Below are 23,708 nucleotides of genomic sequence, written 5' to 3' on the forward strand. Positions count from 1 at the left end.
AATTGCGCCGTGTAGCCTAAGTTGAAACGGTCATAATACGTGGCTTATTGCTCGTTCACACGAGCACATAACCTGCTTGAGTCCAAACCACTTGCGCCCTACAATGCGTCTCCTTGTTACGACTAGAATCCCAGGTTATGGCCGATACTGAATATCGCAAAGGGGTAGTATTGGCGCTTTGCGCATACTGCCTTTGGGGCTTTGCCCCATTATATTTCAAACTATTACACAATGTGTCTGCGACAGAAATACTACTTCACCGCGTGATTTGGTCTTTTGTATTTATGATCATCCTCATGCAATTTATCGGTGGTTTTTCTAAGCTTAGAGCCCTATTCCGCCGCCCTAAACAACTGGGCGTATTGGCCATCACCTCGGTATTAATTGCCGGCAACTGGTTACTGTTTATCTGGGCGGTGAATAATGATCACATGCTCGATGCCAGCCTAGGTTATTTTATTAACCCCTTATTAAATGTCATGTTGGGCATGATATTTCTTGGTGAGCGGTTACGTAAATTGCAATGGTTCGCGGTGAGCCTCGCCTGTACTGGAGTACTGATCCAGCTGATCTCTTTTGGGTCGATCCCACTGGTGTCATTGGCACTGGCATCCTCATTTGGCTTTTATGGTTTACTGCGTAAAAAAGTCAACATTGATGCTAAAACGGGGTTATTGGTTGAAACTGCACTATTGTTTCCTGTCGCGGTAATCTATCTGGTTTCTACCTTAGATTCGGCCACTGCAAATATGCTGACCAACGACATCAATATGAACTTATTACTTATTGCGGCTGGTGTGATCACCTCGGTACCGCTGCTCTGTTTTGCCGGAGCTGCGACACGTATTCCATTGTCAATGTTAGGCTTTTTCCAATACATAGGCCCAAGTATCATGTTCGTTTTGGCTGTTAGTCTATTTAATGAACCGTTCGATTTAGAAAAAGGCATCACCTTCGCCTTCATCTGGAGCGCACTGGTTATCTTTAGCATAGATATGCTATTAAAAAGGCGCCAACACTGATTAAATGACGGACGATACCAGTCTAAATAACACAAAAAAAACCACGTCAAAGCGTGGTTTTTTTTGTGGATATACTGACTATAAATCGAGTGCCAATATCTTAGACTTACGTTGATAATTATACAGTTGCTTCTTCTTATTGGGCAGCGAATCAACCTCGACAATCTCGAAACCCTGCTCTAAAAACCAATGAATACTGCGAGTCGTCAAAGCAAACAATCGTGAATATCCGCGAACCTTGGCCTGACCAATAATATTTTTTAGCAGTACACTGCCCCTGTCGGCATCGCGATAATCGGGATGCACCACCAAACACGCAAATTCACCGGCATTATCCTCCTCAAACGGATACAGCGCCGCGCAGCCAATCACTAAGCCGTCACGCTCAATCAGCATAAACTGCTCTATCTCCATCTCAAGCTGCTCACGCGAGCGACGCACTAAAATACCACTTTGCTCCAGTGGACGAATTAAGTCCAGTACGCCACCAATATCGGTGATAGTGGCACGACGTAAACGCTCTGCACTCTCTGTCACGATTTGCGTGCCGATGCCATCGCGTGAAAACAACTCCTGCAGCAGTGCCCCATCATCTAGATAACTGACAAAGTGGCAACGGGCCACTCCGTTACGACAGGCATCGATACTCGCCTGCAAAAAGGCCCGTGTGGCCACACACCACCCATCGGTTTCACTCTGCTCAGACAAAATGCGCTGTGCATCGGTTGGCATCAGCTCCGCCAGCACTTCGCCATCACTATCTAAAATGCCTTTTTCGGCGCTAAAACCAATCATCTTATCGGCTTTGAGCTTCACGGCAATTTGGGTGGCGACCTCTTCTGCGGTGAGGTTAAAACTCTCACCCGTCACCGATGCCGCCACAGGGCCTAATAGGACGATGCCATGGTTGTCTAATTGACGCCTTAGACCCTGAACATCAATCCTTCTCACTTTGCCACTTAGGCAGTAATCGACACCGTTATCGACACCTAGTGGCTGAGCAATAACAAAATTACCGCTGACCACGTTAATCTGCGCCCCTTGCATCGGGGTATTGCTTAAGCTCATCGACAGCCGCGCGGTAATATCGAGCTGCAACCCACCGACCACCTGTTTAATCACTTTAAACGAGTCTTCATCGGTAATACGCACGCCGTTATAGTATTCAGGAATCAACTGCTGTTGCTTTAAGGCGGCATCGATTTGCGGCCGCGCACCATGCACCAACACTATGTTGATCCCAAGGCTATGCAGCAAAGCGATATCATTGATGATGGAGCGAAATTGGTTTTGCGCTAATGCTTCTCCACCCAACATCACCACAAATGTTTTGCCCCTATGTGCATTGACATAAGATGCAGAATGACGAAATCCATCGACTAGTTCAGTAGTGCGCACGTATGACCTCTAAATAACAAGAAATGGGAGCAGCTTTGACCACATGAGAATAACAACCCGATAATATTGCATTTAAATTCACTTTAAAAGCATTTGTTTTCATTTCGTACAATTAGTTCAGTCTGCCGTCATCTAGCAAACCCACGAGTGCACAGCTCAATTAAGCAGTAACAAAATAAGCACTGGAGTTAATCTATCAGTAAGGCGAGGTGAAGCTTAAATAAACGCGATGGCATGACATAGAAGATGAGTACAGCTGGGAGAGGAATTGCGTATGCAGAGAGCGCGCAACAGACTATTCAACCACAGTGGCGAGTCCTACCTGTTGGACGAGGTCCCCGCGCAAAAAGGGCAAAAAGGGCAAAAAAAAGCCCCTACAAGTAGGGGCTTTCAAAAAACGTTATCAAGAATTACTTGATTTTCGCTTCTTTATACATAACGTGCTGACGAATAACTGGATCAAATTTCTTGATTTCCATTTTTTCTGGCATGTTACGTTTGTTTTTCTCAGTCGTGTAGAAATGACCAGTTTTAGCGCTAGAAACTAGCTTGATCTTCTCACGGTTACCTTTAGCTTTAGCCATGGTTTATTACACCTTCTCGCCGCGGGCACGAAGTTCTTTAACAACAACTTCGATACCTTTCTTATCGATAATACGCATACCTTTAGTAGATACACGTAGTTGAACGAAACGCTTTTCGTCTTCTAACCAGAAACGGTGGTTCTGTAGGTTAGGTAAAAAACGACGACGAGTCGCGTTCTTAGCGTGCGAACGGTTGTTACCAACCATCGGCTTCTTGCCAGTAACTTGGCATACTCTTGACATGTCAATCTTCTCCAAAAACAATTTAACGCTCGAGCATTAATGTACCTCGAATATGGCCGTCGCCCGAGGCACACAAAGAGGGCGCATTTTATACAGCATCTAAAATCAAAGATCAAGGGATATTCAATCTATCCATCCCCTCTCTGCGAACGACACTATCTCATGATCGCCTATAACCATATGGTCTAACAGCGAAACATCGATAGTTGCTAGCGCGTATTTCAATCGCTCAGTAATTCGCCGATCGGCATGACTTGGTTCCGCAACCCCCGAAGGATGATTGTGGCAAACAATGACGGCCGCGGCTTTTTTCTCAAGCACTAGGCTGACCACTTCACGTGGATAAACCGAGGCTGAATCTATGGTACCACGAAACAATTCAACGAACTGAATCACTCTATGTTGGCTATCGAGTAATAAGATGGCAAACACTTCATAGGCACGATCCCCTAATTGTCTCATTAAATAGTCTCGAGTTAAATCAGGATCTGTTAAAATCTTGCCTCTTTGTAGATTTTCTTTCGAAATTCGCTTACTTATTTCGATTGCCGCCTGTAATTGGGCGTATTTTACTGGTCCAATACCGTTAATCACGCACATTTCACTCTGCTTCGCCGACATCAAGGCTCGTAATCCACCAAAATGACCTATCATGGTGCGAGCTAACGACACCGCACTTTGGCCCGGTAAGCCATTTCTAAGCAACACGGCTAATAACTCGGCATCTGACAGTTGCGCCGCGCCTTGATGCAATAACTTTTCTCTTGGGCCCTCACCACTGGGCCAATCCTTGATGGTCATACAACCTCCATGTTGTAGCGCTAGGCTGGCAATTATGTTTGCCACATTTTTATTTGAGTTATTGAGTATGGCTCAGTTTTTACAAACTTGTTTGCTCTACTTTACTCTGATTGTGGTATGGTTAGCCGGATGCGAAGCAAGGCAAATTAACGCGATTAGTGATCAATATGAGTCTGACAAATAAAAAGATATTACTGGGCATTGGCGGTGGTATTGCTGCCTATAAATCGGCTGATTTAGTGCGCCGACTCAAAGAGCGTGGCGCCGATGTAAGAGTGGTGATGAGCCAGAGTGCTCAAGAGTTTATAACTCCGCTGACACTACAGGCCTTATCTGGTCACCCTGTTGCAAGCGATCTGCTTGACCCCGCAGCCGAAGCGGCTATGGGGCATATTGAATTAGCCCGCTGGGCCGATATGGTGCTGATTGCTCCTGCAACCGCCAATCTTATAGCTCGTATCAATGCAGGCATGGCTGATGAGCTGATCACCACCACTTGCTTAGCCACCGAGGCTCCCGTGGTATTGTGCCCCGCGATGAATCAACAGATGTATCGCAATGCGGCAACCCAAGCCAACTTAGACTCGCTACGTGGCAGAGATATCACCATCTGGGGACCCGCTTCGGGCAATCAAGCCTGTGGTGAAGTGGGCCCTGGACGCATGGAAGAACCGCTGGTGATTGCCGAGCGAGTCGAACAGTTTTTTGCCCCTAAAATCTTACAAGGTCTATCGCTATTACTCACGGCAGGACCAACGCGCGAAGCCATCGATCCGGTGCGATATATTTCTAATCATAGCTCAGGCAAGATGGGCTTTGCCCTTGCTAAAGCCGCCATCGAGATGGGTGCTAAAGTCACCATAGTGACAGGGCCGGTCAATATTGAAACCCCGCTAAACAGCAATCGCATCAACGTAGAGTCGACCCAAGAGATGCTCGACGCCGTTATGCAACAAGTGCATCATAGCGATATATTTATCGGCTGCGCCGCCGTTTGTGACTACCGAGTTGCCGATATTGCCACCGATAAAATCAAAAAATCAGCACACGAGATGGCACTTGCGCTAGTGCGTAATCCTGATATCTTAGCCAGCGTTGCCGCCCACCCACAGCGGCCGTTTACTGTCGGTTTTGCCGCAGAAACCCAAGATGTGGCGCATTATGCAAAAGACAAGCTTAAGCGTAAAAATTTGGATATGATTGCCGCTAACGATGTATCTGATCCCTCACAGGGTTTTAATAGTGATATCAATGCGCTAACCGTCTTCTGGTCTCATGGTCAGTATGAGTTACCCGCAACCGATAAGCTGAGCTTAGCCAGACAGTTACTCACCTTAATTGCACAGCAGATGAAAACAGCATGAAGACACCAATTGAACTAAAAATTTTAGATTCACGTATAGGTTCACAGTTTCCACTGCCCGCTTATGCCACCCCTGGCAGTGCTGGCATGGATCTTCGTGCCATGCTTGACACCACCTTAGTGATTGCACCAGGTGAAACCCAGTTAATCCCAACAGGCATTGCTGTACATGTTGCTGACCCAAGTCTCGCAGCGGTGATATTACCGCGCTCAGGTTTAGGCCATAAACACGGCATAGTGTTGGGCAACTTAGTCGGCCTTATCGACTCAGATTATCAGGGGGCATTAATGGTCTCCTGCTGGAATCGCAGCAATGAACCTTTCAGCCTAGAAATTGGCGACCGACTGGCACAACTGGTGTTTGTGCCTGTGGTGCAAGCTGAGTTTAAGCTGGTTGATGAGTTTGATAGTTCAGATAGAGGTGAAGGTGGTTTCGGCCACTCAGGCACCCAATAATCTGTCACGCCAAACAAGCATAATTAGAGAGCCATGGGGATTCACTTAATACCATCGGCTCCTGTAGTAATTGAGTAAAGGAAACTTAAATGGCTGCAAGCCCTAAAATCAATCGTCGTGAACACATTCTGCAATGCCTCGCCACCATGTTAGAAACCAGCCCGGGCCAACGTATCACCACGGCTAAACTCGCCGCAGAAGTGGGCGTGTCAGAAGCGGCGCTGTATCGTCACTTTCCCAGTAAAGCCAGAATGTTTGAAGGGCTTATCGACTTTATTGAAGAGTCATTATTGTCGCGCATCAACCTGATCATGGACGATGAAAAAGACACCATGAAGCGCTGCCAGCTATTACTGCAGCTGCTACTGGTCTTCGCCGAGCGTAACCCTGGCATCTCACGCGTACTCAATGGCGATGCACTGCTTGGCGAAAATGAGCGTCTACGCAGCCGCACCAGCCAAATATTTTCAAAAGTCGAAACCCACTTAAAACAGATTTTACGCGAAAAGACCCTGCGCGAAGGCAAAGGCTTTCAGTTAGACGAAGCCATTTTGGCTAACTTGTTATTAGCCGTTGCTGAAGGCCGTATCGCCCAGTTTGTTCGCAGCGACTTTAAGCAAAAACCCACCACACATTTTGTCGAACAGTGGAACTTTATTCAGCTGCAATTACTACAAAGTTAACCGAGACAAAGCTGATGGCGGTTAGCAACATCCTATGCCGCTGTAGCATGTCTATCACCTAAGCATTTGATGGTTCAATCCGCTTCATCCTTCAGCTCCGAATTAAAAAGCCGATTATCAACATCGGCTTTTTTGCTATTCCCCTACGTTTTCTGGGTATAAATTGGCCGTCATTCAAGGTATTCTCCTTGTCCGCCTATTAGCCTTTACCTAGATAGGCGATCTATAATCATTACTTTGAAGCGGCAAAATATTCATATTATTGATAATTTACCGCAATTGAACTAACCACTATTAATATGGTGGAGGATCCAATGGCATTAAGTGAAGCAGCACAACAGGTGCAAACCGCATTATTAGCGCGGGGATTAGAGACCCCTATGGTACCTTGTGGACTCAGCGCCAATGAGCGCAAAGAAAAGATAGAACACCATATGCGTGAGATCTTAACCTTAATGTCTCTGGATTTACGTGACGACAGCTTAGTCGACACCCCAAAACGCATTGCCAAGATGTATGTTGACGAGATTTTCTCTGGTCTCGACTATGCTAACTTCCCCAAGATCACTGTTATCGAAAATAAGATGGGGTTTGATGAGATGGTTAAGGTGAAGGACATCAGCCTCACCAGTACCTGCGAGCATCACTTAGTGACCATAGACGGCGTCGCGACCGTGGCCTATCTACCACGCAAAAACATTATTGGCTTATCGAAAATCAACCGTATCGTACGCTTCTTTGCTCAGCGCCCCCAAGTGCAAGAACGCCTAACCCAGCAGGTACTCGTAGCACTGCAAACGCTACTTGAGACCCAAGATGTGGCAGTAAAGATGGACGCGGTGCACTACTGCGTCAAATCCCGTGGTGTAATGGACTCCACCAGCTCCACCACCACTACGGCACTGGGCGGTATTTTTAAATCTAACCCAGCCACCCGCGCCGAATTTCTACATCAATAAAGCTTATCAAACTACTCATGCTGCGGCCTCGGCCGCAACATTTAATCAACAAAAAACTTGACTTCACTAATCGACTATCTTAGTTTTCAAAAATTACTGCTCAAATATCATGCAATGCGGGTTATCTATAATTAAGGATTTATACCCTAGTCAAGGAAGATATAAATATGAAACACGTCTTCACTATGCTTAGTTTCATATTACTAAGTAGCTTTATTACTATGTCTAATGCTTACGCAAGGATAACCTATACCACCTGTAATGATTGTGGTATCGCCCAACAAGGGTTAGCCGCAACGCAAATTCCTATGCTTAATAATAATGACAGGGTATTTGTTTTTAATTATATCAACCGAACGGTTAATGAATTCAAAATTATTCAACGTGAAGGAGAAGAACATCCAAATACGAATATTCCGAGAATATTCAATGTATCTGAGCTACAACCTAAAACGGCCGCAACTATAGAGTTAGAAAGAGCCTATGAAAATGCAATAATCCAGCTGGGACCCAACGGGGAAAACCTTTATAACTCTGCAGAAGAGTTACCAGATAACTTTATTATCCCAAGCGCTGCAGATATAGTAATGAACCCCGCAGTGACTGTAACTATTGCTGACTACATCAATCAATATTTAAATAGCCAAACAACGATTAACAGAACCTTATCTCTTCTCGAAATTCAAGCCAGAAACTTAAACCTTTCAATCGGCTCATTTAGTCATATCCTGCCAAGTAGCAATACTTTTTATGTTAAATTTCCTGATGGTACATTATCTAGAGTAAATATTTCTTTGGTCAAAATAGGGACTAATTTCGAGGTTAAAATCACTTACGATGGCGCTTCAGTTTTTGCTGATGGGACGCCTATTCCACAAAGTACACATCAGTTTAAAAACTTAATGCAATCAGCTACCAAGATATATCTGCCATCATTGATCCAGCTTGGGGCGTCCCTCGGTGTCCCCATTAGTTTTTCAGGTAGCCAAACTTGTGAACCCACCGAGATGGTCTGTGATGATAATATCCGTTGCACTGTAAGCACCGTTTGCAATTAAGATTAATCCTTAGAATGCGGTAATGATGAAAAGCAAAATGCTGCAACCTTTTACTAGAGAGTAAAAAAACAAAAAGCAAAATCTTATGTTAAGATTTTGCTTTTTTTAACCGAGAGCTAACATACAGCTTTAACCTGAGCTCTCGAGCGCACTAACTCTTTACGTTATCGCTTAAATCCCGTACTGGGCGCGATAAGCACTCACCGCGGCCAACTCGGTTTCCATGCCTGGCTTTTCACTTAAATAATCAACTAAGTCAGCGAGCTTAATAATCGCGATCACCGCGCAGCCATAGTCACGTTCCACTTCTTGGATCGCCGACAACTCACCCTTGCCTTTTTCTTGGCGATCGAGCGCAATCAAGACGCCCGCTAAGCTAGCATCATGAGCCTGAATAATATCCATCGACTCACGGATCGCTGTACCTGCTGTGATCACATCATCGACCAACATCACCTTGCCCGTCAGCTCACTGCCCACTAACGCCCCACCTTCGCCGTGATCTTTTTTCTCTTTGCGGTTAAAGCAATACGGCATATCGACATCATGATGATCACAAAGTGCTACCGCAGTTGTCGTGGCAATCGGGATGCCTTTGTATGCAGGGCCAAACAGCAGATCATATTCGATGCCAGCATCCATCAGCGCCGATGCATAAAAACGTCCAAGACGCGCTAAATCACGGCCTGTGTTAAAAAGGCCCGCATTAAAAAAGTAAGGGCTAGTGCGGCCTGACTTTAACGTAAATTCGCCAAATCGTAATACCTGACGCTCAAGGGCAAACTCAATAAACTCACGTTGATAGGCTTTCACAATCTCTCCTTAAAAATGTAGGGTAACGTATAATGTGTAAAATTTTACTCAAAAAAAGGACCCCTTCGGGGCCCTAATAACAAACGAATGATTTAGCTCAATGCGGCTTTCTGCACATCGACGATTTCACGAATACCGTGCTTGGCCAGTTCAAGTAGACTGAGCAACTCTTCGTGGCTAAACGGCTCGCCTTCTGCGGTGCCTTGGATCTCAATGATCTTGCCCGTTTCGGTCATTACCACGTTCATGTCGGTTTCAGCGGCACTATCTTCGATATATTCAAGGTCACAAATTGGCTCACCTTTATAGATGCCCACGCTAACCGCTGCGATCAGGAACTTAAGCGGATTGCTCTTAATGATCCCTTTACCACGAGCCCAGTTCAGCGCGTCAACCAATGCCACACATGCACCAGTGATAGCAGCGGTACGCGTGCCACCATCGGCCTGAATCACGTCACAATCGATAACTATGGTGTTCTCGCCAAGTGCTTTCATATCAACCGCAGCACGTAGTGCGCGACCAATAAGACGCTGGATCTCCTGCGTACGACCAGATTGCTTACCACGGGCCGCTTCACGATCCATACGGCTATGAGTAGAACGTGGCAACATACCGTATTCAGCCGTTACCCAACCTTGGCCTTGGCCTTTTAGAAAACGCGGCACACCTTCGGTGAAGCTGGCTGTACAAAGTACTTTGGTTTCACCAAATTCAACCAAAACAGAACCTTCTGCGTGAGCGGTAAACTGTCGAGTAATAGTTACTGGACGAGATTGAGCGGGCGTTCTGTCACTTGGGCGCATAGGAAATTCCTGTTTTGAAATATGAAAAGCTAAATTGGCTGCATATTATAGGGGCTTGAGACGACGGATGCCATGATATTCACTACCGAAAGCCGAAACAGACAGAGTTTACTTTAACCCATGAGGTCATCGGACTATAATCGAGGCTAACTTTATCGATTTAGACTATTGGAATAACCATGATCCAAAGCATGACAGCCTACGCTCGCATCGAGCACAAAGCACAATGGGGCACCGCCTCTTGGGAGATCCGCTCGGTTAATCAGCGTTATCTAGAAACCTACCTACGCCTACCAGAGCAACTTCGCAGCCTAGAGCCAGTGCTTAGAGACCGTCTGCGCAAACGTTTAAATCGCGGTAAAATCGAAGTTAATCTACGCTATGACCTAGGTGAAAATAAAGACAGCGACCTACAACTCAACCAAGCCTTAGCAGCGCAAATTATTCAAGCCGCTAACTGGGTAAAGCAAGAGGCCGGTCAAGGCGACATCAACGTCGTCGACGTACTACGTTGGCCAGGCGTGATGTCGGGTAGCGAGCAAGATATGGACGCTATCAGTAAAGAATTATTAGTTGCATTCGATGATGCCGTTGCGCAGTTTATCGAAGCACGCGGTCGTGAAGGCGATGCAATCAACACCATGCTACAGACCCGCCTTGATCAAATTGTCGAGCAAGTCGCTATTGTGCATGAACACATGCCAAACGTTATGCAATGGCAGCGCGATAAAATCACCAATCGTTTAAGCGAAATTCAGGGCGAACTCGATCCCGCTCGTATAGAACAAGAAATGGTACTCCTCGCCCAGAAAATGGACGTCGCCGAAGAGATGGACCGACTCGACGCCCACGTAGCCGAGACGCGTCGCATCCTCAATAAAGGCGGCGCTCAAGGTCGCAGACTCGATTTTATGATGCAAGAATTTAACCGCGAATCTAACACCCTAGCTTCTAAATCTATCAGTAGCGAGGTCACCGCCGCAGCCGTCGAATTAAAAGTACTCATCGAGCAGATGCGCGAGCAGATCCAGAACATAGAATAAGTACCTCGCTCTTAGCAAAAAGCCTCAATATGAGGCTTTTTTCGTTTTGAGATACTGTAAAGCCAATATGTGTGTCCTCACATGATAGAAGGTCTCTTGGCGGAGCGGCTCTCTAAAATTAGGATAGACAATATCGACAAGAGTCTCAGCCAGATGATGAAAATGCATCACCCAATGGCTGCAACCAGACTTTAAAGGTGACGATCGGCATGATAAAAAATATCTCCAGCGTGAGCGGCGACATTCAGCTAGCGTTCACTCCAAATAGGGTATAATCGGTTCTCTGGTGCCAACCCACAGGCAACATAGAAAAATGGAGCAATCATGTCAAAACGGAGTAAATGGCTACAGTTATTAGTGATTCTCATCGCCCTAGCCCTACTTATACCCGGTCTCAGCCTGCCAATGTTAAGCCTAGATGGCCACGCTGATAAATCACAATTTGCCCAGACCACCATAGAGTTAATAACTCAAGACAGTGAAACACGCGGTTTGCTCGGCTCGGTATCAGCATTCCTCGGTTTTAACCAGCTAGAGGGTCAGGTGGAAATTTATCGTAAGCACCGCAGTATACTGGGGACGGTACAAGACCTGATGCAAAGTGGTAACCTGTTGGTCGGGCTCTTGATTGTCACCTTCTCGGTAATTATTCCTACCCTCAAACTACTGGCGCAAGCCGTTCTGATTTTCACTCAGGGCAGCACGGCGATAATACTTACACGCGTTATCGACGCCATAGGTAAATGGAGCATGGCCGATGTATTTGTGGTCGCCATCATTGTCAGTTATCTCGCCGGTAACGCCAAAGATCAGATGGGCGAATTGATAGTGATGCACGCCCAACTAGAAATCGGCTTCTGGTTTTTCACCGGCTATTGCCTATTTGCTATCGCTTCTAACTTATTGATGAGTAGACCTCAACATACGTCATACTAATGCTGCCCTTTGCTTCTTTCTGTCCCAACTCATCGAAACAGGAGTGACAGGTTTGAGGAAAAGGGGCTGATGCGCGACCTGCCAAAAAACCTCAACATAACCAATGATATAAAAGTAAAAACCAGGATAACCTTATCGGTATCCTGGCTTGTCTATTGGGGCTGACGCTTCAGCCTGGTTGGCGGAGAATGCGCCCAGAGAACGAATCAAAGTAGTGCGACTCAAGAGGGAATAAGCCCCTTCGCAGAAGCTATATGTTTATTACAAGATGAAACTAAACCGTGAGTCCCCACATATCGAAAGTTTCTTGGCAAAGCTGCTCTCTGAAATCTGGGTGGGCGATGTCGATTAAGGCGCGGGCGCGTTCTCGCAGTGATTTACCACGCAAGTTGGCAATGCCATATTCGGTAACAATGTAATGCACGTGGGCTCTGGTGGTGACCACGCCTGCACCAGGTGAGAGTACGGTGCTGATACGTGACACACTTCCATGCGCTGCGGTGCTTGGCAGTGCAATCACCGAACGGCCGCCTTCTGACAATCCCGCGCCGCGAATAAAGTCCATCTGCCCACCCACGCCGGAATAGATGCGCGTGCCTAATGAGTCGGCGCAAATTTGTCCCGAAATATCCACTTGCAGCGCCGAGTTTATCGCCATCACATTGGGATTTTTACGGATGATCGAGGTGTCATTGACCTGTTCAATATCCATAAAGATCACCGATGGATTGTCGTCGACATAGTCATAGAGTCGCTGGCTACCGAGGGCGAAACCGGTGACAATTTTACCCGGGTGCACTTTTTTGCGGCTATTGTTAATCACCCCAAGTTCGACCAAATTAAGCACGCCATCGGAAAATAACTCAGTATGCACACCAAGATCTTGATGTTCGGTTAAACAAGCAAGCACGGCGTCGGGGATCGCGCCTATGCCCATTTGTAAACAATCACCATCACGCACTAGTTTTGCCACATTTTGACCTATCGCCAAACTGGTGACATCGCTAGCTGCGAGTGGGTGTTGTGGTAAAGACATACTCTGCTCATACACAGCGGCGAATTTTTGATAGTGAATAAATCCATCACCGTGAGTGCGCGGCATCATAGGGTTGATGTGAGCGATGATTTTTTTAGCTACTTGGCAAGCGGCCAAGGTGGCTTCGACCGAGATACCTAAAGAGCAGATACCGTGTTTATCTGGTGGCGATACTTGAATAATCGCGGTGTCGATGGGTTGCTCGCCAGAGCGAAACAATTTGGGCACTTCCGAGAGGAAAATAGGTACATAGTCGGCATCACCACGCTGTAACAATTGCCGCGTTGGTAGGCCACCAAAAAAACAGCGATGTCGCAAATGCCCTTTCAGATTGGGTGAGCTAAGCGACTCGGCACATTCAGTGTGCAGCTGTAATAGGGTTAAGTCTTGAATCGTTAACGCATGCTGCGCTAGCGCATCGAGTAGCACCTTAGGCGTCGCCCCCATCGAGTGGGTCCATAGGGTTTCACCGCTTTCGATTAAAGACACTGCTTCTAGGGCAGTACTACAGATAATGGGGGCCATCAATGGTTATCCAATGTTATTAATCTGTAAGCAGTGTAAGGGCTTATGCAACACTTTAATAGTGATTGCGAGGATGAGTTGCACCTTAATTGATCTTGAGCAAGCGAGTCACGTATTGCTAAGAGTCGTAACCAACATAACAAAAGGCGCGCATTATTCATGCCCGCCTTTCATTAGAATAGCGCCCTTGGCGCCGACTATTGAAAATACTTTTTCAACGTCGTTTGCTGCTTCAATAGGCTTTGATACAAGGTAAACTGATTCGCCGCGCGATCGAGATTATGGGTGTCATGCTGCACATGGAAATAGCTATCGCCATTGAGATAGTCGGTCAAAAAGCGGACCCCAATCATCAGGCAGATCACTCGCGCACCCAGCCACAGGCTGCGCTTTTCATCCACAGTTAACACATCACCTAGCTCAGCTAAATAGCCACGGCAGATAGCGGCAAATATCGACTCGCGTACCTCAACCTTCTCAAGGTGGGTGGAATCTTCCTCCTCGGGCGAGGTAAAGGTGCGCACCATATCGCCAAAATCATACATTAAATGCCCTTTCATGCAGGTATCTAAATCTATGATGGCTAAACTGCTCATGTCGCGCTTATCGTAAAGCATGTTATTGATTTTTGTGTCGTTATGGCAGGTTCGCAGCGGTAATGTCTCAGCCAACAGAGCCAATTCATCAAGTAGAGGAGTCTGCGCCAGTGCAAAATCAACCCAGTGTTGGCAGTGTACTAATCGACCCACTATGTCTTGGGTGGCGGCCTGGTTAAGCTGGGCTATTCGTCCGGGAAGGTGATGAAATTGCGGGATCACATCTTCCAAGTCGGTCGCATCTAGATCACTCAAGGCGCGTGAAAAATGGCCAAAGGCTTTAGCGGCTGACTCGGCTTCTTGCTCATTAGATACCACTTCGATGCTATGACTGTGGGGTAAGTAATTAATCGCGCGCCAAAAACCATTGTCGGCTAAATCGACATATAAGGCGTTATCCATGGTCAACACCGGTGCCACCACACTTAATTGATAATCACCGCAGGCCACCTTCATTTGCAAGTGGCTGGCAATCTTTTTAGCGTTATTCACCAAGGCTTCTGGCATCTTAAAGACTTGAGTATTAATCCGCTGTAAGACTAACTTCCCCTGCGGTGAGCGCACTAAAAATGTGTCATTGATATGACCATTGCCAAGGGGCGACACTTTAGCGCAATCGGTTATGCCAAAGTGGGGCAGCACCTGCTGCCGAATAAGCTCAATCACCCAATAACTCCATTAATTTTTGTTTGACCCAGAGGGCATCTTGCGGATATGTCACCCCCATCCAAGTGTCGGGGCTAATGTTAACGTAAACCGGTTTGACGCTGATATTATGGTCTTGCTGATACTGTGACGGTAGGCAAGTCTGCACCACAGCAGGCAGGTAACATTCACTGCCAGCAAGATGACCACAATCTTTGATGAAGTGAATCAAGGCCAGCTCTAACACCCTAAAAATATCGACCGAAAACCCCCAGCATGTCATCGACACTAGGCTGTGTGGATCCAGCTCGGCTTGTTGTTGACCATTGTCTCCCAGCAGTTTATCACCTTGCCATGCAATATCGAGCCACTCCTGGACACTGCTTAAATAGTCCCCTTGTGTTTGGCAAATCCCCCGATTAACGCCACCATGTTGTGACAAGGTTTCATTGAGGCAATAAGCTACCATTTGCCACCGTTCGCTAGCGTGTTTAAAGCCATCGACCAGCAATTTAAAGGCATTGTCACCATAATAATCATCGGCGTTAATCACGACCATAGGGCCATTAACCCAATGCCTAGCGCACCAAAGTGCGTGGGCTGTCCCCCAAGGCTTGCCCCGCCGCTTAGCTTCACCTTGCAAAGGCAAACACTCGGCTGGTAAGTCATCGGTTTGTTGCACACAAAAATGCAGTGCAAAACCGTCTGGCAAGGCGGTTAACCGCTGCTGCAGCGGTTCGATAAGCTCGACGCGGGTGATTATCACCGCCGCCGAACATCCTGCCTTTATCGCACTCGCCAGCGAGAGCTCAAGCATGGTTTCGCCCTGCGGCCCTAGGCTTGCCAGTTGTTTATCGCCGCCGAAACGACTACCTAAACCGGCTGCCATGATCACCAGCGTGACATTATTGAACTCATTATCGGCTGTACTAGAAGAGTGCGTCGCAACCATTGTCTACAACCAACTGGACTAGGGGCGGCGCGCTGGCCACCGACCATTAAAAATGTAACCGATGAGTTTAATCAGTTATGACGATGAACACCAGCGCCAATGGCCGCCATTGCCCCCTATTGTATAAAGCTAGCTGTGATAGATCTCGCCGATTAATCCCCGTTTATAGTGCAGACCACAAGCCTAAAGATAGGGACGAAACGCCGCTTGTTTCGCCAATGCTGCCTGACTGCCTTTTAGACTAAACTGATACCCACACAACTTAAGGCTGCCGCGCATGGCCACATCGTTAAGAATGGCTCGAGTATCGAGCGGCGAAAATCGGGCTAACGTTGATGAATCAGGCAATAAACTCACCTCCATCGGGCGATATTGAGCACCATTATTAAAGGTTAACTCTTGGCAGCTACGATCACCTTGGCCGGTAGCTAATGACCACAATAATCCTGGCTCGCCGCGCTCCCCTAACCAACTGATCATCAACACATCTTCATCGAGTAGTATGCTAAAACCATCGGGCATTATTGCCTCTTGATAAGAGGCTGTTTGGTTTATGCTCCCCGATGCTTCAGTGTTTTCCTGCTGTGCACTCTGGGGAGCACTAGGTTCATCCGACCACATTAACACTAATGCGCTCACTAACATCAAGCTGCCAGCGCCAAGTAAACTGGCTCGGGGCCGGGCTTTAATCACCTCAATGGCACGTAAAGCACCTTGACCTATCACCTTTATGATACTTGCGAGGGCTTCACGATTATGTGTACTCGCACTGTGATCACTAGAGCCGTCAGCAGGCTCATAAGCTTGTTGGTCATTCGCTTGATGCCCCTGAAATCGATAGGGGGACTCATTGGGGTCATCATCGAGCTCAAGGGGCATAACAGCATCGCGCCCATCGCCAGCAATCACAGGTTCGACACGCCTTACGCGGCGATTCGCCGGTGATAATGGCCCCCGATAGCCGTAACTGCTTGCCCTAAATTGGCTTTTAGGGGGCGCTTGTAGCACGGCAAACACGCAGGCAGCTAGCCCCAGTAACACACCACAACCAATGACTATAGTATTGGTTTCATTAATCAGACCAAGACTCAGTAATATCAGCCCAGGCGCAGGCAAAAAAGCCCATATGATGGGCCGACCTTGCAACCGACGTTTAGCACTTAAGCCGGCAAACACCGCCGCAGCAAGCCCAACTAACAAAAGCGATACATGGCCGTTTAGTAGCACATAGAAAATCAATACGGCAAAGAATGCGGCGAGATTGATCAGCGCAAAACGCACACTGCTATCCACGCCTTGACGACAAAAAAAGGTATTAAACTGCATAAAAATCCTACTACATTAGCTATCGGTTCACAGACTCAGCCAAGAGTCTAAACTATCAACGCTGAGCTAGAACTTAAAAACTACCATAAATTACTCACTTTGGCGGATAAACAGTGACACTAATAGGCTAAATCACTAGCCTAAATTTACCGCTAGGCTGTATAATGTCTGGCTACCTAAATTAATCAGCTTTTTGGATAGTACGCTCATGACCGCTCGCGGAAACCTGTTTATAATTTCAGCGCCTAGTGGTGCCGGCAAGTCTTCTCTTCTTAACGCTATTTTGCAGGATAATCCTGCCGATATGAAAGTGTCAGTATCGCATACTACGCGCCAGCCACGTGTGGGGGAAGTCGACGGCCAACATTATCACTTTGTCTCGGTCGATAAATTTAAAGCGCTTATTGAAAAACAAGCTTTTTTTGAATGGGCTGAAGTGTTTGGTAACTACTACGGTACCTCGCGCGAAGCCATTGAGGTGATGCTCGCCGACGGGATCGACGTGTTTCTCGATATCGACTGGCAAGGCGCGCAACAGGTGAAACAGATGATGCCAGAGGCCATCGGGGTATTCATCTTACCGCCGTCAAAAGCTGAACTCGAACGCCGCCTTACCGGTCGAGGCCAAGACAGTAGCGAAGTAATTGCTGGCCGCATGGCACAAGCCACTTCTGAGATTTCGCACTATGGTGAGTATGACTTCATCATAGTCAATGACGACTTCGAGCAAGCTCAGGTCGATTTAAAAGCAATAATTCGTAGCCAACGCCTTACTCGTGCTGGTCAAATTCATACTCTAAATGATATGCTTAACGATCTATTGGCAGACTAACTGTCATAATGTATAATTTTGCGTCATTTTTTCACCCATAATCACTGGAGTTTCAACACATGGCTCGCGTAACTGTAGAAGACGCCGTAAACCAAATCGGCAACCGTTTTGATATGATCCTGGTTGCAGCGCGTCGTGCTCGCCAAATCGCCGTGCAGGGTAAAGACCCTATGGTTGAAGAAGAGAACGACAAGCCAACGGTTATCGCCCTGCGCGAAATCGAACTGGGTTTAGTCACCGCTGACACACTTGATGCCGATGAGCGTCAAACTGTGCGCGAACGTGAAGCGGCAGAAATTGCTGCTGTTGCTGCCATCGCTGAAGGCCGCAACGCTATATAAGGAGTGCTGCCACTTGTATCTGTTTGAAGGTCTCAAGGAGTCTGCGTCAGCTTATTTAGAACCGACGCAAGTAGAATTACTCAAGCAGGCCTATCAGGTTGCGCGCGACGCTCATGAAGGGCAAATGCGTACCAGTGGCGAACCTTATATTACCCATCCGGTTGCGGTCGCTCGCATCCTGGCCGAAATGCGTCTCGATCATGAGACGCTAATGGCCGCTCTGCTGCACGACACTATCGAAGATACTCCCGTCACTAAAGAAGAACTGTCCGAACTTTTTGGGCCCGCAATTGGTGAACTGGTTGAGGGCGTCTCAAAGCTAGACAAACTCAAATTTCGCGATAAAAAAGAAGCCCAAGCAGAAAACTTTCGCAAGATGATGATGGCGATGACCCAAGATATTCGCGTCATCTTAATTAAGCTTGCCGATCGCACCCACAATATGCGTACCTTAGGTGCACTGCGTCCCGACAAACGCCGTCGTATCGCCCGTGAAACCTTAGAGATTTACGCACCGATCGCCAACCGCTTAGGTATCCACAACATCAAGACCGAGCTCGAAGATTTAGGTTTTCAGGCTTACTACCCGATGCGCTATCGCGTACTCAAAGAGGTAGTCAAGGCGGCTCGTGGTAACCGTAAAGAGCTGATCCAGCGCATTGAAGTGGCGATAAAAACCCGCTTAGAAGATGCGGGCATCAAAGGCACGGTAAAGGGGCGAGAAAAAAACCTTTATTCCATCTATAACAAGATGCGTAATAAAGAACTCCAATTTCAGGAAGTCATGGATATCTATGCCTTCCGCATCATAGTCGACACCATAGATACCTGTTATCGAGTGGTGGGCGCGATGCATGGCTTATATAAGCCACGTCCGGGGCGTTTTAAAGATTATATTGCCATACCTAAAGCGAACGGTTACCAATCGCTGCACACCTCGCTGTTTGGCCCCCATGCGGTCCCTGTTGAAGTACAAATTCGTACCGAAGATATGGATCAGATGGCTGACAAAGGGGTCGCGGCTCACTGGCTCTATAAAGGCGCCGGCACGCAACAGCAAGGCACCACCACCCAAGTACGCGCACGCAAGTGGATGCAAAGCTTATTGGAGCTGCAACAAAGCGCCAGCACCTCTTTCGAGTTTGTGGAAAACTTTAAGACTGAGCTGTTCCCTGAAGAGATTTATGTCTTCACCCCTGAAGGGCGCATCTTGGAGCTTCCTGTGGGAGCAACGCCAGTGGATTTCGCCTACGAAGTGCATACCGATGTTGGTAACACTTGTGTTGGCGCGCGCGTCAACCGCCAAGCGTATCCCTTGAGTCAGCCGTTAATCTCGGGGCAAACCGTCGAAATCATTACCGCTAAGGGTGCCAGACCTAACGCAGCCTGGCTTAACTTTGTCGTCACAGGTAAGGCACGCGCCAAGATAAGGCAACTACTCAAGAGTCTCAAGGAAGATGAGGCGGTGGTTTTAGGCAAACGTCTACTCAATCACGCCTTAGGTGATGTCAAACTTAAAGACATTGCACCAGAACAGATTGACAAAGTCGTGCATGAAACCAAGCACAAAAACCTCGAGTCTTTACTCGCCGATATCGGTCTAGGCAATGCCATGAGCATTGTTATCGCCCAGCGTCTTAAGGGCGATAGAATAGAAACCCAAGAGCACAAAGAAGCCAATATGATGCCCATTCGCGGCGCCGAAGGGATGCTGGTATCTTTTGCTAACTGTTGCCGCCCCATTCCTGGCGATGCCGTGATTGCTCATGTTAGCCCTGGTAAAGGCTTAGTGGTGCACATGGAAAGCTGCGCCAATATCCGTGGCTATCAGGGCGAACCCGATAAATATATTCCTGTGCATTGGGATAACGCCGAAGGTATCGAATTCCAAGCCAATTTACGTATCGAAATCGTCAATCATCAAGGTGCGCTGGCAAAGATCACCTCTATCGTGGCCGCCGAAGGCTCTAATATTCATAGTTTAAGTACCGAAGAGCGTGATGGCAGAGTCTTTTTGATTAACTTACGGATCTCGGTGACCGACCGAGTTCATCTGGCCAATGTGATGCGCCGTATTCGTGTACTACCCGAAGTATTGCGTACCTCGCGCAACCGTTAAGTTGCGCGGCGCTTAGCCTGCATTTATTAACCCGTCGACATAACGACAACTATTAATAACGACAAGTAGGAAAAAGTTTATGGCAGAGAAGATTATTATTGCAACCGACAAAGCCCCACAGGCTATCGGTACTTATTCTCAAGCAGTTAAAGTAGGCGGCACAGTGTATCTTTCTGGCCAGATCCCGTTAAATCCTGAAACTATGCAGATGGTCAGTGATGAGTTTGATGCCCAAGTGGTTCAGGTATTTGATAATTTAACCGCTGTGTGTGAAGCCGCTGGCGGTTCACTGCAAGATATCGTTAAACTCAATATCTATATGACCGATCTGAGCAACTTTGCGACCGTCAACGAAATAATGGGGCGCTACTTTGAGCAACCTTATCCTGCCCGTGCCGCTATTGGCGTTAAGCAACTACCGAAAGATTCGTTAGTTGAAATGGACGGAGTAATGGAGCTGTAATCCAGCCACTATCTTTTAGGGCGCCGCGGCGCCCTTGCTACTTTTTGACCTACAAGTAACACCAATCACCATGAGCCCAGAACGCTTCGCCCGCATCAATCAGATGCTAGACAATCGCCAAACCGACCTCACTGTTTGCCTCGATAAAGTCCACAAAACCAATAATATTGCAGCGGTTATTCGCACAGCCGATGCCGTTGGTATCCATCAGATTCATGCCGTATGGCCCGACATCGAAATGCGGGTATCGGGTAATACTGCCTCAGGTAGCCAACAGTGGGTGAACACCATAAAGCACTACCATATGGATGAAGCTGCCGCCCAGTTTGCTCAACAAGGCATGCAGGTGTTAGCCACCAACTTTTCCCCCAGCGCAGTCGATTTTCGCGAGGTTGATTACACCAAACCTACGGTAGTGATCATGGGTAACGAGCGTGATGGCGTCAGTGAGGCAGGGCTTGCGATTGCCGATCAACAGATCATTATTCCTATGGTGGGCATGGTGCAATCACTCAATGTGTCGGTCGCATCGGCATTGATCATGTACGAGGCCCAACGCCAGCGCGAGCAAGCTGGCATGTATGGCACGCGCACCTTAGATGATGCTTACTGCCAAACCCTGCTATTTGAACAGGGTCATCCCATTTACGCCAAGGCTTGTCGACGTAAAAACATCCCCTACCCGCGTATCGATGACCAGGGGCAAATAGTCGCCGATGACACCTGGTGGCAACGAATGCGCGCCCCCGATCCCAACGCGGATCAGTCAAGTATTATCAACATAATTTAACGCCACTACCTAAGTTATCCTAATGTTAAATCTATGACAATTCGTCTATTATTCAAGCAAAAACAATTGTCATAGATCACATTATTCGCCATACTCATCTAGCGTGCACATATAAACAGAACAACTCAGTGCGCTTACTTTCACCCTATGGATAACTATGGAATTGCAGATGGACTCACACTTTAAATCTCCGGTCGACATGTTGCAGCATTGGGTCGATCTCTATGGCGACAGCACCTACCTAAGACAACCCATCAACGGTAAATACACCGACTTTAGCTGGCGAGAAGTGCAGCAAAAAATGCAGCAAATAGCAGGGGCGCTGCGTCACCTCGGCCTGCAGCCAGGTGAGAAGGTTGCTGTCTTATCGAAAAACTGCGCCGAATGGTTCATCACCGATCTGGCATTAATGCATGGCGGCTACATCAGCGTACCTATTTACCCAACGGCAAACGCCGATACCATTCGCTACGTGCTAGAGCACAGCGAAGCCAAAGCCATCTTTATTGGCAAACTCGATTACTGGGCCGATCAAGAAGCCGGCGTCGGTGGCGATATCTTACGCATGGCTATGCCCTACGACACTATGCCCGCCCAATACCAATGGGACAGCCTACTCAAATTAGGTCAGCCCTTAATTGACGCACCGGTGATCACCTCAGATAAAATAATGACCATCATCTACACCTCTGGCTCTACCGGTAAACCTAAAGGAGCCATACAAACCTTTGCCAGTTTCGAATGGACCTGCAAAGCCGTGGTGCGCGATCTTAAGACCGATGTGGAAGATAGGCTACTGTCATACCTGCCACTGGCACACATTACTGAACGCGTGGCGATGGAAGGCTCTTCATTCTATTCTGGTAGCTGTGTCGCCTTCGTCGAAAGTCTCGACAGTTTTGTCGACGACGTTAAACGCGCTAGGCCAACGGTTTTCTTCTCTGTCCCCAGACTGTGGAGCCTATTTCAAAAGAATATCATCGACAAAATTGGCTATAAAAAACTGAATTTTTTACTAAAAGTCCCTATTATTAGCAGTATCGTTAAAGGGAAAATCCGTCAAGGATTAGGGCTTGAACACTGTCATCTACTGGGATCGGGATCAGCGCCTATTCCCCCTTCGTTGATCACTTGGTACCACAAAATTGGTCTCGATATTTGCGAAGCCTGGGGCATGACAGAAAACAGCGCTTACTCCATCATTAACCACCCTTTCAATGCGAGTAAAATTGGCACCGTCGGCCGCGCCGTAGAAGGCTGCAGCATAAAACAAGCCGACAATGGTGAACTGCTCGTTAAAAGCCCAGGCCTAATGACTGGTTATTATAAACAACCCGAAACCAGCGCCAGCAGTTTCGATGCCGAAGGCTATTTCCACACGGGTGATCTATGCGCTATCGATGATGAGGGTTATGTGACCATCACAGGGCGTGTTAAAGACAACTTCAAAACCTCTAAAGGCAAATATGTAGCTCCAGTGCCAATTGAACGTAAATTGGCACAAGATCCTCACGTTGAACTTATCTGCATTATTGGCTCAGGCTTACCGCACCCTATCGCCTTAGTTCAGCTTTCTGAGGGCGCAGCAACGCAACCTAAAGAGGAGATTCGCTCCTCACTCAAGGCGACACTCGACAGCGTCAATCCGCATCTAGAGTCTCACGAAACTGTCGATGCCATAGTAGTCGTCAGTGAGCCATGGGATATAGATAACGATGTCCTCACACCGACACTCAAGATTAAACGCCACGTACTGGAAGAGCGCTTTAGTGCCAAAGTCGATGGGCTGCGCGGCGGTAAAATCCGCTGGGAAGATGAGCTTTAAGCCCTTAGGCATAAATTAATTTGTATAACACCTAAAAGCACGTCTAAGACGTGCTTTTTTACTATTAATTTAACCGCTTATCTTAAATAAAAT

At 47.4% G+C, this 23,708-nt stretch carries 24 protein-coding genes; 14 read left to right on the forward strand and 10 right to left on the reverse strand.

Annotation, left to right across the window (positions count from 1 at the left end):
* Positions 1-137: 137 nt before the first annotated feature.
* Positions 138-1,022 carry an EamA family transporter RarD gene (gene rarD, locus DN599_RS10465; protein ID WP_110457575.1) on the forward strand — a complete coding sequence of 295 codons (885 nt, stop codon included), beginning with the start codon at positions 138-140 and terminating at the stop codon, positions 1,020-1,022.
* A gap of 78 nt (positions 1,023-1,100) precedes the next feature.
* Here rarD and argA read toward each other — a convergent pair whose 3' ends face one another.
* From argA to radC, 4 genes are all read right to left on the reverse strand, one after another.
* Entirely contained in the window at positions 1,101-2,420 is a 1,320-nt protein-coding gene (argA, locus tag DN599_RS10470; RefSeq protein WP_110457576.1) for an amino-acid N-acetyltransferase, read from the reverse strand.
* Between the two features lie 410 nt (positions 2,421-2,830).
* Positions 2,831-3,004: a 50S ribosomal protein L33 gene (gene rpmG / locus DN599_RS10475; RefSeq protein WP_028773492.1), complete on the reverse strand. Its 174-nt coding sequence runs from the start codon at positions 3,002-3,004 to the stop codon at positions 2,831-2,833.
* 6 nt (positions 3,005-3,010) lie between these two features.
* Positions 3,011-3,247: a 50S ribosomal protein L28 gene (rpmB, locus tag DN599_RS10480; RefSeq protein ID WP_110457577.1), complete on the reverse strand. Its 237-nt coding sequence runs from the start codon at positions 3,245-3,247 to the stop codon at positions 3,011-3,013.
* A gap of 123 nt (positions 3,248-3,370) precedes the next feature.
* On the reverse strand, positions 3,371-4,048 hold the full coding sequence (radC, locus tag DN599_RS10485) for a RadC family protein (RefSeq protein WP_110457578.1): 678 nt from the start codon (positions 4,046-4,048) through the stop codon (positions 3,371-3,373).
* Between the two features lie 167 nt (positions 4,049-4,215).
* Between radC and coaBC the strand changes: the two genes are divergently transcribed.
* From coaBC to DN599_RS10510, 5 genes are all read left to right on the forward strand, one after another.
* Positions 4,216-5,412, forward strand: a complete 1,197-nt coding sequence (gene coaBC, locus DN599_RS10490; protein ID WP_110457579.1) for a bifunctional phosphopantothenoylcysteine decarboxylase/phosphopantothenate--cysteine ligase CoaBC — start codon at positions 4,216-4,218, stop codon at positions 5,410-5,412.
* Positions 5,409-5,867, forward strand: a complete 459-nt coding sequence (gene dut, locus DN599_RS10495) for a dUTP diphosphatase (protein WP_110457580.1) — start codon at positions 5,409-5,411, stop codon at positions 5,865-5,867. The genes coaBC and dut overlap by 4 nt, the downstream gene beginning before the upstream one ends.
* An 89-nt stretch (positions 5,868-5,956) precedes the next feature.
* Positions 5,957-6,550 (forward strand): nucleoid occlusion factor SlmA, encoded by a 594-nt coding sequence (gene slmA, locus DN599_RS10500; protein ID WP_110457581.1) that lies wholly within the window; start codon positions 5,957-5,959, stop codon positions 6,548-6,550.
* 314 nt (positions 6,551-6,864) lie between these two features.
* Positions 6,865-7,509 carry a GTP cyclohydrolase I FolE gene (folE, locus tag DN599_RS10505; RefSeq protein ID WP_110457582.1) on the forward strand — a complete coding sequence of 215 codons (645 nt, stop codon included), beginning with the start codon at positions 6,865-6,867 and terminating at the stop codon, positions 7,507-7,509.
* A 167-nt stretch (positions 7,510-7,676) separates the two neighbouring features.
* Entirely contained in the window at positions 7,677-8,567 is an 891-nt protein-coding gene (locus DN599_RS10510; RefSeq protein ID WP_110457583.1) for a hypothetical protein, read from the forward strand.
* Positions 8,568-8,738: 171 nt separating this feature from the next.
* Here the strand turns inward: DN599_RS10510 and pyrE are convergent, their stop codons facing one another.
* Both pyrE and rph read right to left on the reverse strand, forming a co-directional pair.
* The gene (gene pyrE, locus DN599_RS10515; RefSeq protein WP_110457584.1) at positions 8,739-9,380 is read right to left on the reverse strand and encodes an orotate phosphoribosyltransferase; all 642 of its coding nucleotides are present in this window, start codon (positions 9,378-9,380) and stop codon (positions 8,739-8,741) included.
* 92 nt (positions 9,381-9,472) lie between these two features.
* Positions 9,473-10,186, reverse strand: a complete 714-nt coding sequence (gene rph, locus DN599_RS10520) for a ribonuclease PH (RefSeq protein WP_028763040.1) — start codon at positions 10,184-10,186, stop codon at positions 9,473-9,475.
* Between the two features lie 179 nt (positions 10,187-10,365).
* Here rph and DN599_RS10525 point away from each other — a divergent pair, with 179 nt between their 5' ends.
* Both DN599_RS10525 and DN599_RS10530 read left to right on the forward strand, forming a co-directional pair.
* Positions 10,366-11,229 carry a YicC/YloC family endoribonuclease gene (locus DN599_RS10525; protein WP_110457585.1) on the forward strand — a complete coding sequence of 288 codons (864 nt, stop codon included), beginning with the start codon at positions 10,366-10,368 and terminating at the stop codon, positions 11,227-11,229.
* A 324-nt stretch (positions 11,230-11,553) separates the two neighbouring features.
* Complete coding sequence (locus DN599_RS10530; protein WP_110457586.1) at positions 11,554-12,165, forward strand: paraquat-inducible protein A; 612 nt, start codon at positions 11,554-11,556, stop codon at positions 12,163-12,165.
* A 274-nt stretch (positions 12,166-12,439) separates the two neighbouring features.
* Here DN599_RS10530 and DN599_RS10535 read toward each other — a convergent pair whose 3' ends face one another.
* From DN599_RS10535 to DN599_RS10550, 4 genes are all read right to left on the reverse strand, one after another.
* Positions 12,440-13,726, reverse strand: a complete 1,287-nt coding sequence (locus DN599_RS10535) for an acetyl-CoA hydrolase/transferase family protein (protein WP_110457587.1) — start codon at positions 13,724-13,726, stop codon at positions 12,440-12,442.
* Between the two features lie 197 nt (positions 13,727-13,923).
* The gene (locus tag DN599_RS10540; protein ID WP_110457588.1) at positions 13,924-14,988 is read right to left on the reverse strand and encodes a phosphotransferase enzyme family protein; all 1,065 of its coding nucleotides are present in this window, start codon (positions 14,986-14,988) and stop codon (positions 13,924-13,926) included.
* Positions 14,981-15,919 carry an NTP transferase domain-containing protein gene (locus DN599_RS10545; RefSeq protein WP_110457589.1) on the reverse strand — a complete coding sequence of 313 codons (939 nt, stop codon included), beginning with the start codon at positions 15,917-15,919 and terminating at the stop codon, positions 14,981-14,983. The genes DN599_RS10540 and DN599_RS10545 overlap by 8 nt, the downstream gene beginning before the upstream one ends.
* 183 nt (positions 15,920-16,102) lie before the next feature.
* Positions 16,103-17,245 (reverse strand): hypothetical protein, encoded by a 1,143-nt coding sequence (locus tag DN599_RS10550; RefSeq protein ID WP_110457590.1) that lies wholly within the window; start codon positions 17,243-17,245, stop codon positions 16,103-16,105.
* A gap of 208 nt (positions 17,246-17,453) precedes the next feature.
* Between DN599_RS10550 and gmk the strand changes: the two genes are divergently transcribed.
* The 6 genes from gmk to DN599_RS10580 all read left to right on the forward strand — a co-directional run bounded on the left by gmk (position 17,454) and on the right by DN599_RS10580 (position 23,615).
* On the forward strand, positions 17,454-18,077 hold the full coding sequence (gene gmk / locus DN599_RS10555) for a guanylate kinase (protein WP_110457591.1): 624 nt from the start codon (positions 17,454-17,456) through the stop codon (positions 18,075-18,077).
* Positions 18,078-18,136: 59 nt separating this feature from the next.
* Entirely contained in the window at positions 18,137-18,418 is a 282-nt protein-coding gene (rpoZ, locus tag DN599_RS10560; protein WP_012275521.1) for a DNA-directed RNA polymerase subunit omega, read from the forward strand.
* A 13-nt stretch (positions 18,419-18,431) separates the two neighbouring features.
* The gene (gene spoT / locus DN599_RS10565; protein WP_110457592.1) at positions 18,432-20,537 is read left to right on the forward strand and encodes a bifunctional GTP diphosphokinase/guanosine-3',5'-bis pyrophosphate 3'-pyrophosphohydrolase; all 2,106 of its coding nucleotides are present in this window, start codon (positions 18,432-18,434) and stop codon (positions 20,535-20,537) included.
* 79 nt (positions 20,538-20,616) lie between these two features.
* Positions 20,617-21,000, forward strand: a complete 384-nt coding sequence (locus DN599_RS10570) for a RidA family protein (protein ID WP_110457593.1) — start codon at positions 20,617-20,619, stop codon at positions 20,998-21,000.
* Between the two features lie 70 nt (positions 21,001-21,070).
* Positions 21,071-21,790 carry a tRNA (guanosine(18)-2'-O)-methyltransferase TrmH gene (gene trmH / locus DN599_RS10575; RefSeq protein WP_110457594.1) on the forward strand — a complete coding sequence of 240 codons (720 nt, stop codon included), beginning with the start codon at positions 21,071-21,073 and terminating at the stop codon, positions 21,788-21,790.
* Between the two features lie 169 nt (positions 21,791-21,959).
* Complete coding sequence (locus tag DN599_RS10580) at positions 21,960-23,615, forward strand: AMP-binding protein (RefSeq protein WP_110457595.1); 1,656 nt, start codon at positions 21,960-21,962, stop codon at positions 23,613-23,615.
* The last annotated feature ends 93 nt before the right edge of the window (positions 23,616-23,708 follow it).

The sequence above is a fragment of the Shewanella algidipiscicola genome, from assembly GCF_900380485.1.
Taxonomy (GTDB): Bacteria; Pseudomonadota; Gammaproteobacteria; order Enterobacterales; family Shewanellaceae; genus Shewanella; species Shewanella algidipiscicola.

Excerpts from the sequence above, each read along its gene's own strand:
- rarD (WP_110457575.1), top strand. The coding sequence starts at position 138 with ATGGCCGATACTGAATATCGCAAAGGGGTAGTATTGGCGCTTTGCGCA.
- rpmG (WP_028773492.1), bottom strand. The coding sequence starts at position 3,004 with ATGGCTAAAGCTAAAGGTAACCGTGAGAAGATCAAGCTAGTTTCTAGC.
- rpmB (WP_110457577.1), bottom strand. The coding sequence starts at position 3,247 with ATGTCAAGAGTATGCCAAGTTACTGGCAAGAAGCCGATGGTTGGTAAC.
- radC (WP_110457578.1), bottom strand. The coding sequence starts at position 4,048 with ATGACCATCAAGGATTGGCCCAGTGGTGAGGGCCCAAGAGAAAAGTTA.
- coaBC (WP_110457579.1), top strand. The coding sequence starts at position 4,216 with ATGAGTCTGACAAATAAAAAGATATTACTGGGCATTGGCGGTGGTATT.
- dut (WP_110457580.1), top strand. The coding sequence starts at position 5,409 with ATGAAGACACCAATTGAACTAAAAATTTTAGATTCACGTATAGGTTCA.
- slmA (WP_110457581.1), top strand. The coding sequence starts at position 5,957 with ATGGCTGCAAGCCCTAAAATCAATCGTCGTGAACACATTCTGCAATGC.
- folE (WP_110457582.1), top strand. The coding sequence starts at position 6,865 with ATGGCATTAAGTGAAGCAGCACAACAGGTGCAAACCGCATTATTAGCG.
- DN599_RS10510 (WP_110457583.1), top strand. The coding sequence starts at position 7,677 with ATGAAACACGTCTTCACTATGCTTAGTTTCATATTACTAAGTAGCTTT.
- rph (WP_028763040.1), bottom strand. The coding sequence starts at position 10,186 with ATGCGCCCAAGTGACAGAACGCCCGCTCAATCTCGTCCAGTAACTATT.
- DN599_RS10525 (WP_110457585.1), top strand. The coding sequence starts at position 10,366 with ATGATCCAAAGCATGACAGCCTACGCTCGCATCGAGCACAAAGCACAA.
- DN599_RS10530 (WP_110457586.1), top strand. The coding sequence starts at position 11,554 with ATGTCAAAACGGAGTAAATGGCTACAGTTATTAGTGATTCTCATCGCC.
- DN599_RS10535 (WP_110457587.1), bottom strand. The coding sequence starts at position 13,726 with ATGGCCCCCATTATCTGTAGTACTGCCCTAGAAGCAGTGTCTTTAATC.
- DN599_RS10545 (WP_110457589.1), bottom strand. The coding sequence starts at position 15,919 with ATGGTTGCGACGCACTCTTCTAGTACAGCCGATAATGAGTTCAATAAT.
- DN599_RS10550 (WP_110457590.1), bottom strand. The coding sequence starts at position 17,245 with ATGCAGTTTAATACCTTTTTTTGTCGTCAAGGCGTGGATAGCAGTGTG.
- gmk (WP_110457591.1), top strand. The coding sequence starts at position 17,454 with ATGACCGCTCGCGGAAACCTGTTTATAATTTCAGCGCCTAGTGGTGCC.
- rpoZ (WP_012275521.1), top strand. The coding sequence starts at position 18,137 with ATGGCTCGCGTAACTGTAGAAGACGCCGTAAACCAAATCGGCAACCGT.
- DN599_RS10570 (WP_110457593.1), top strand. The coding sequence starts at position 20,617 with ATGGCAGAGAAGATTATTATTGCAACCGACAAAGCCCCACAGGCTATC.
- trmH (WP_110457594.1), top strand. The coding sequence starts at position 21,071 with ATGAGCCCAGAACGCTTCGCCCGCATCAATCAGATGCTAGACAATCGC.
- DN599_RS10580 (WP_110457595.1), top strand. The coding sequence starts at position 21,960 with ATGGACTCACACTTTAAATCTCCGGTCGACATGTTGCAGCATTGGGTC.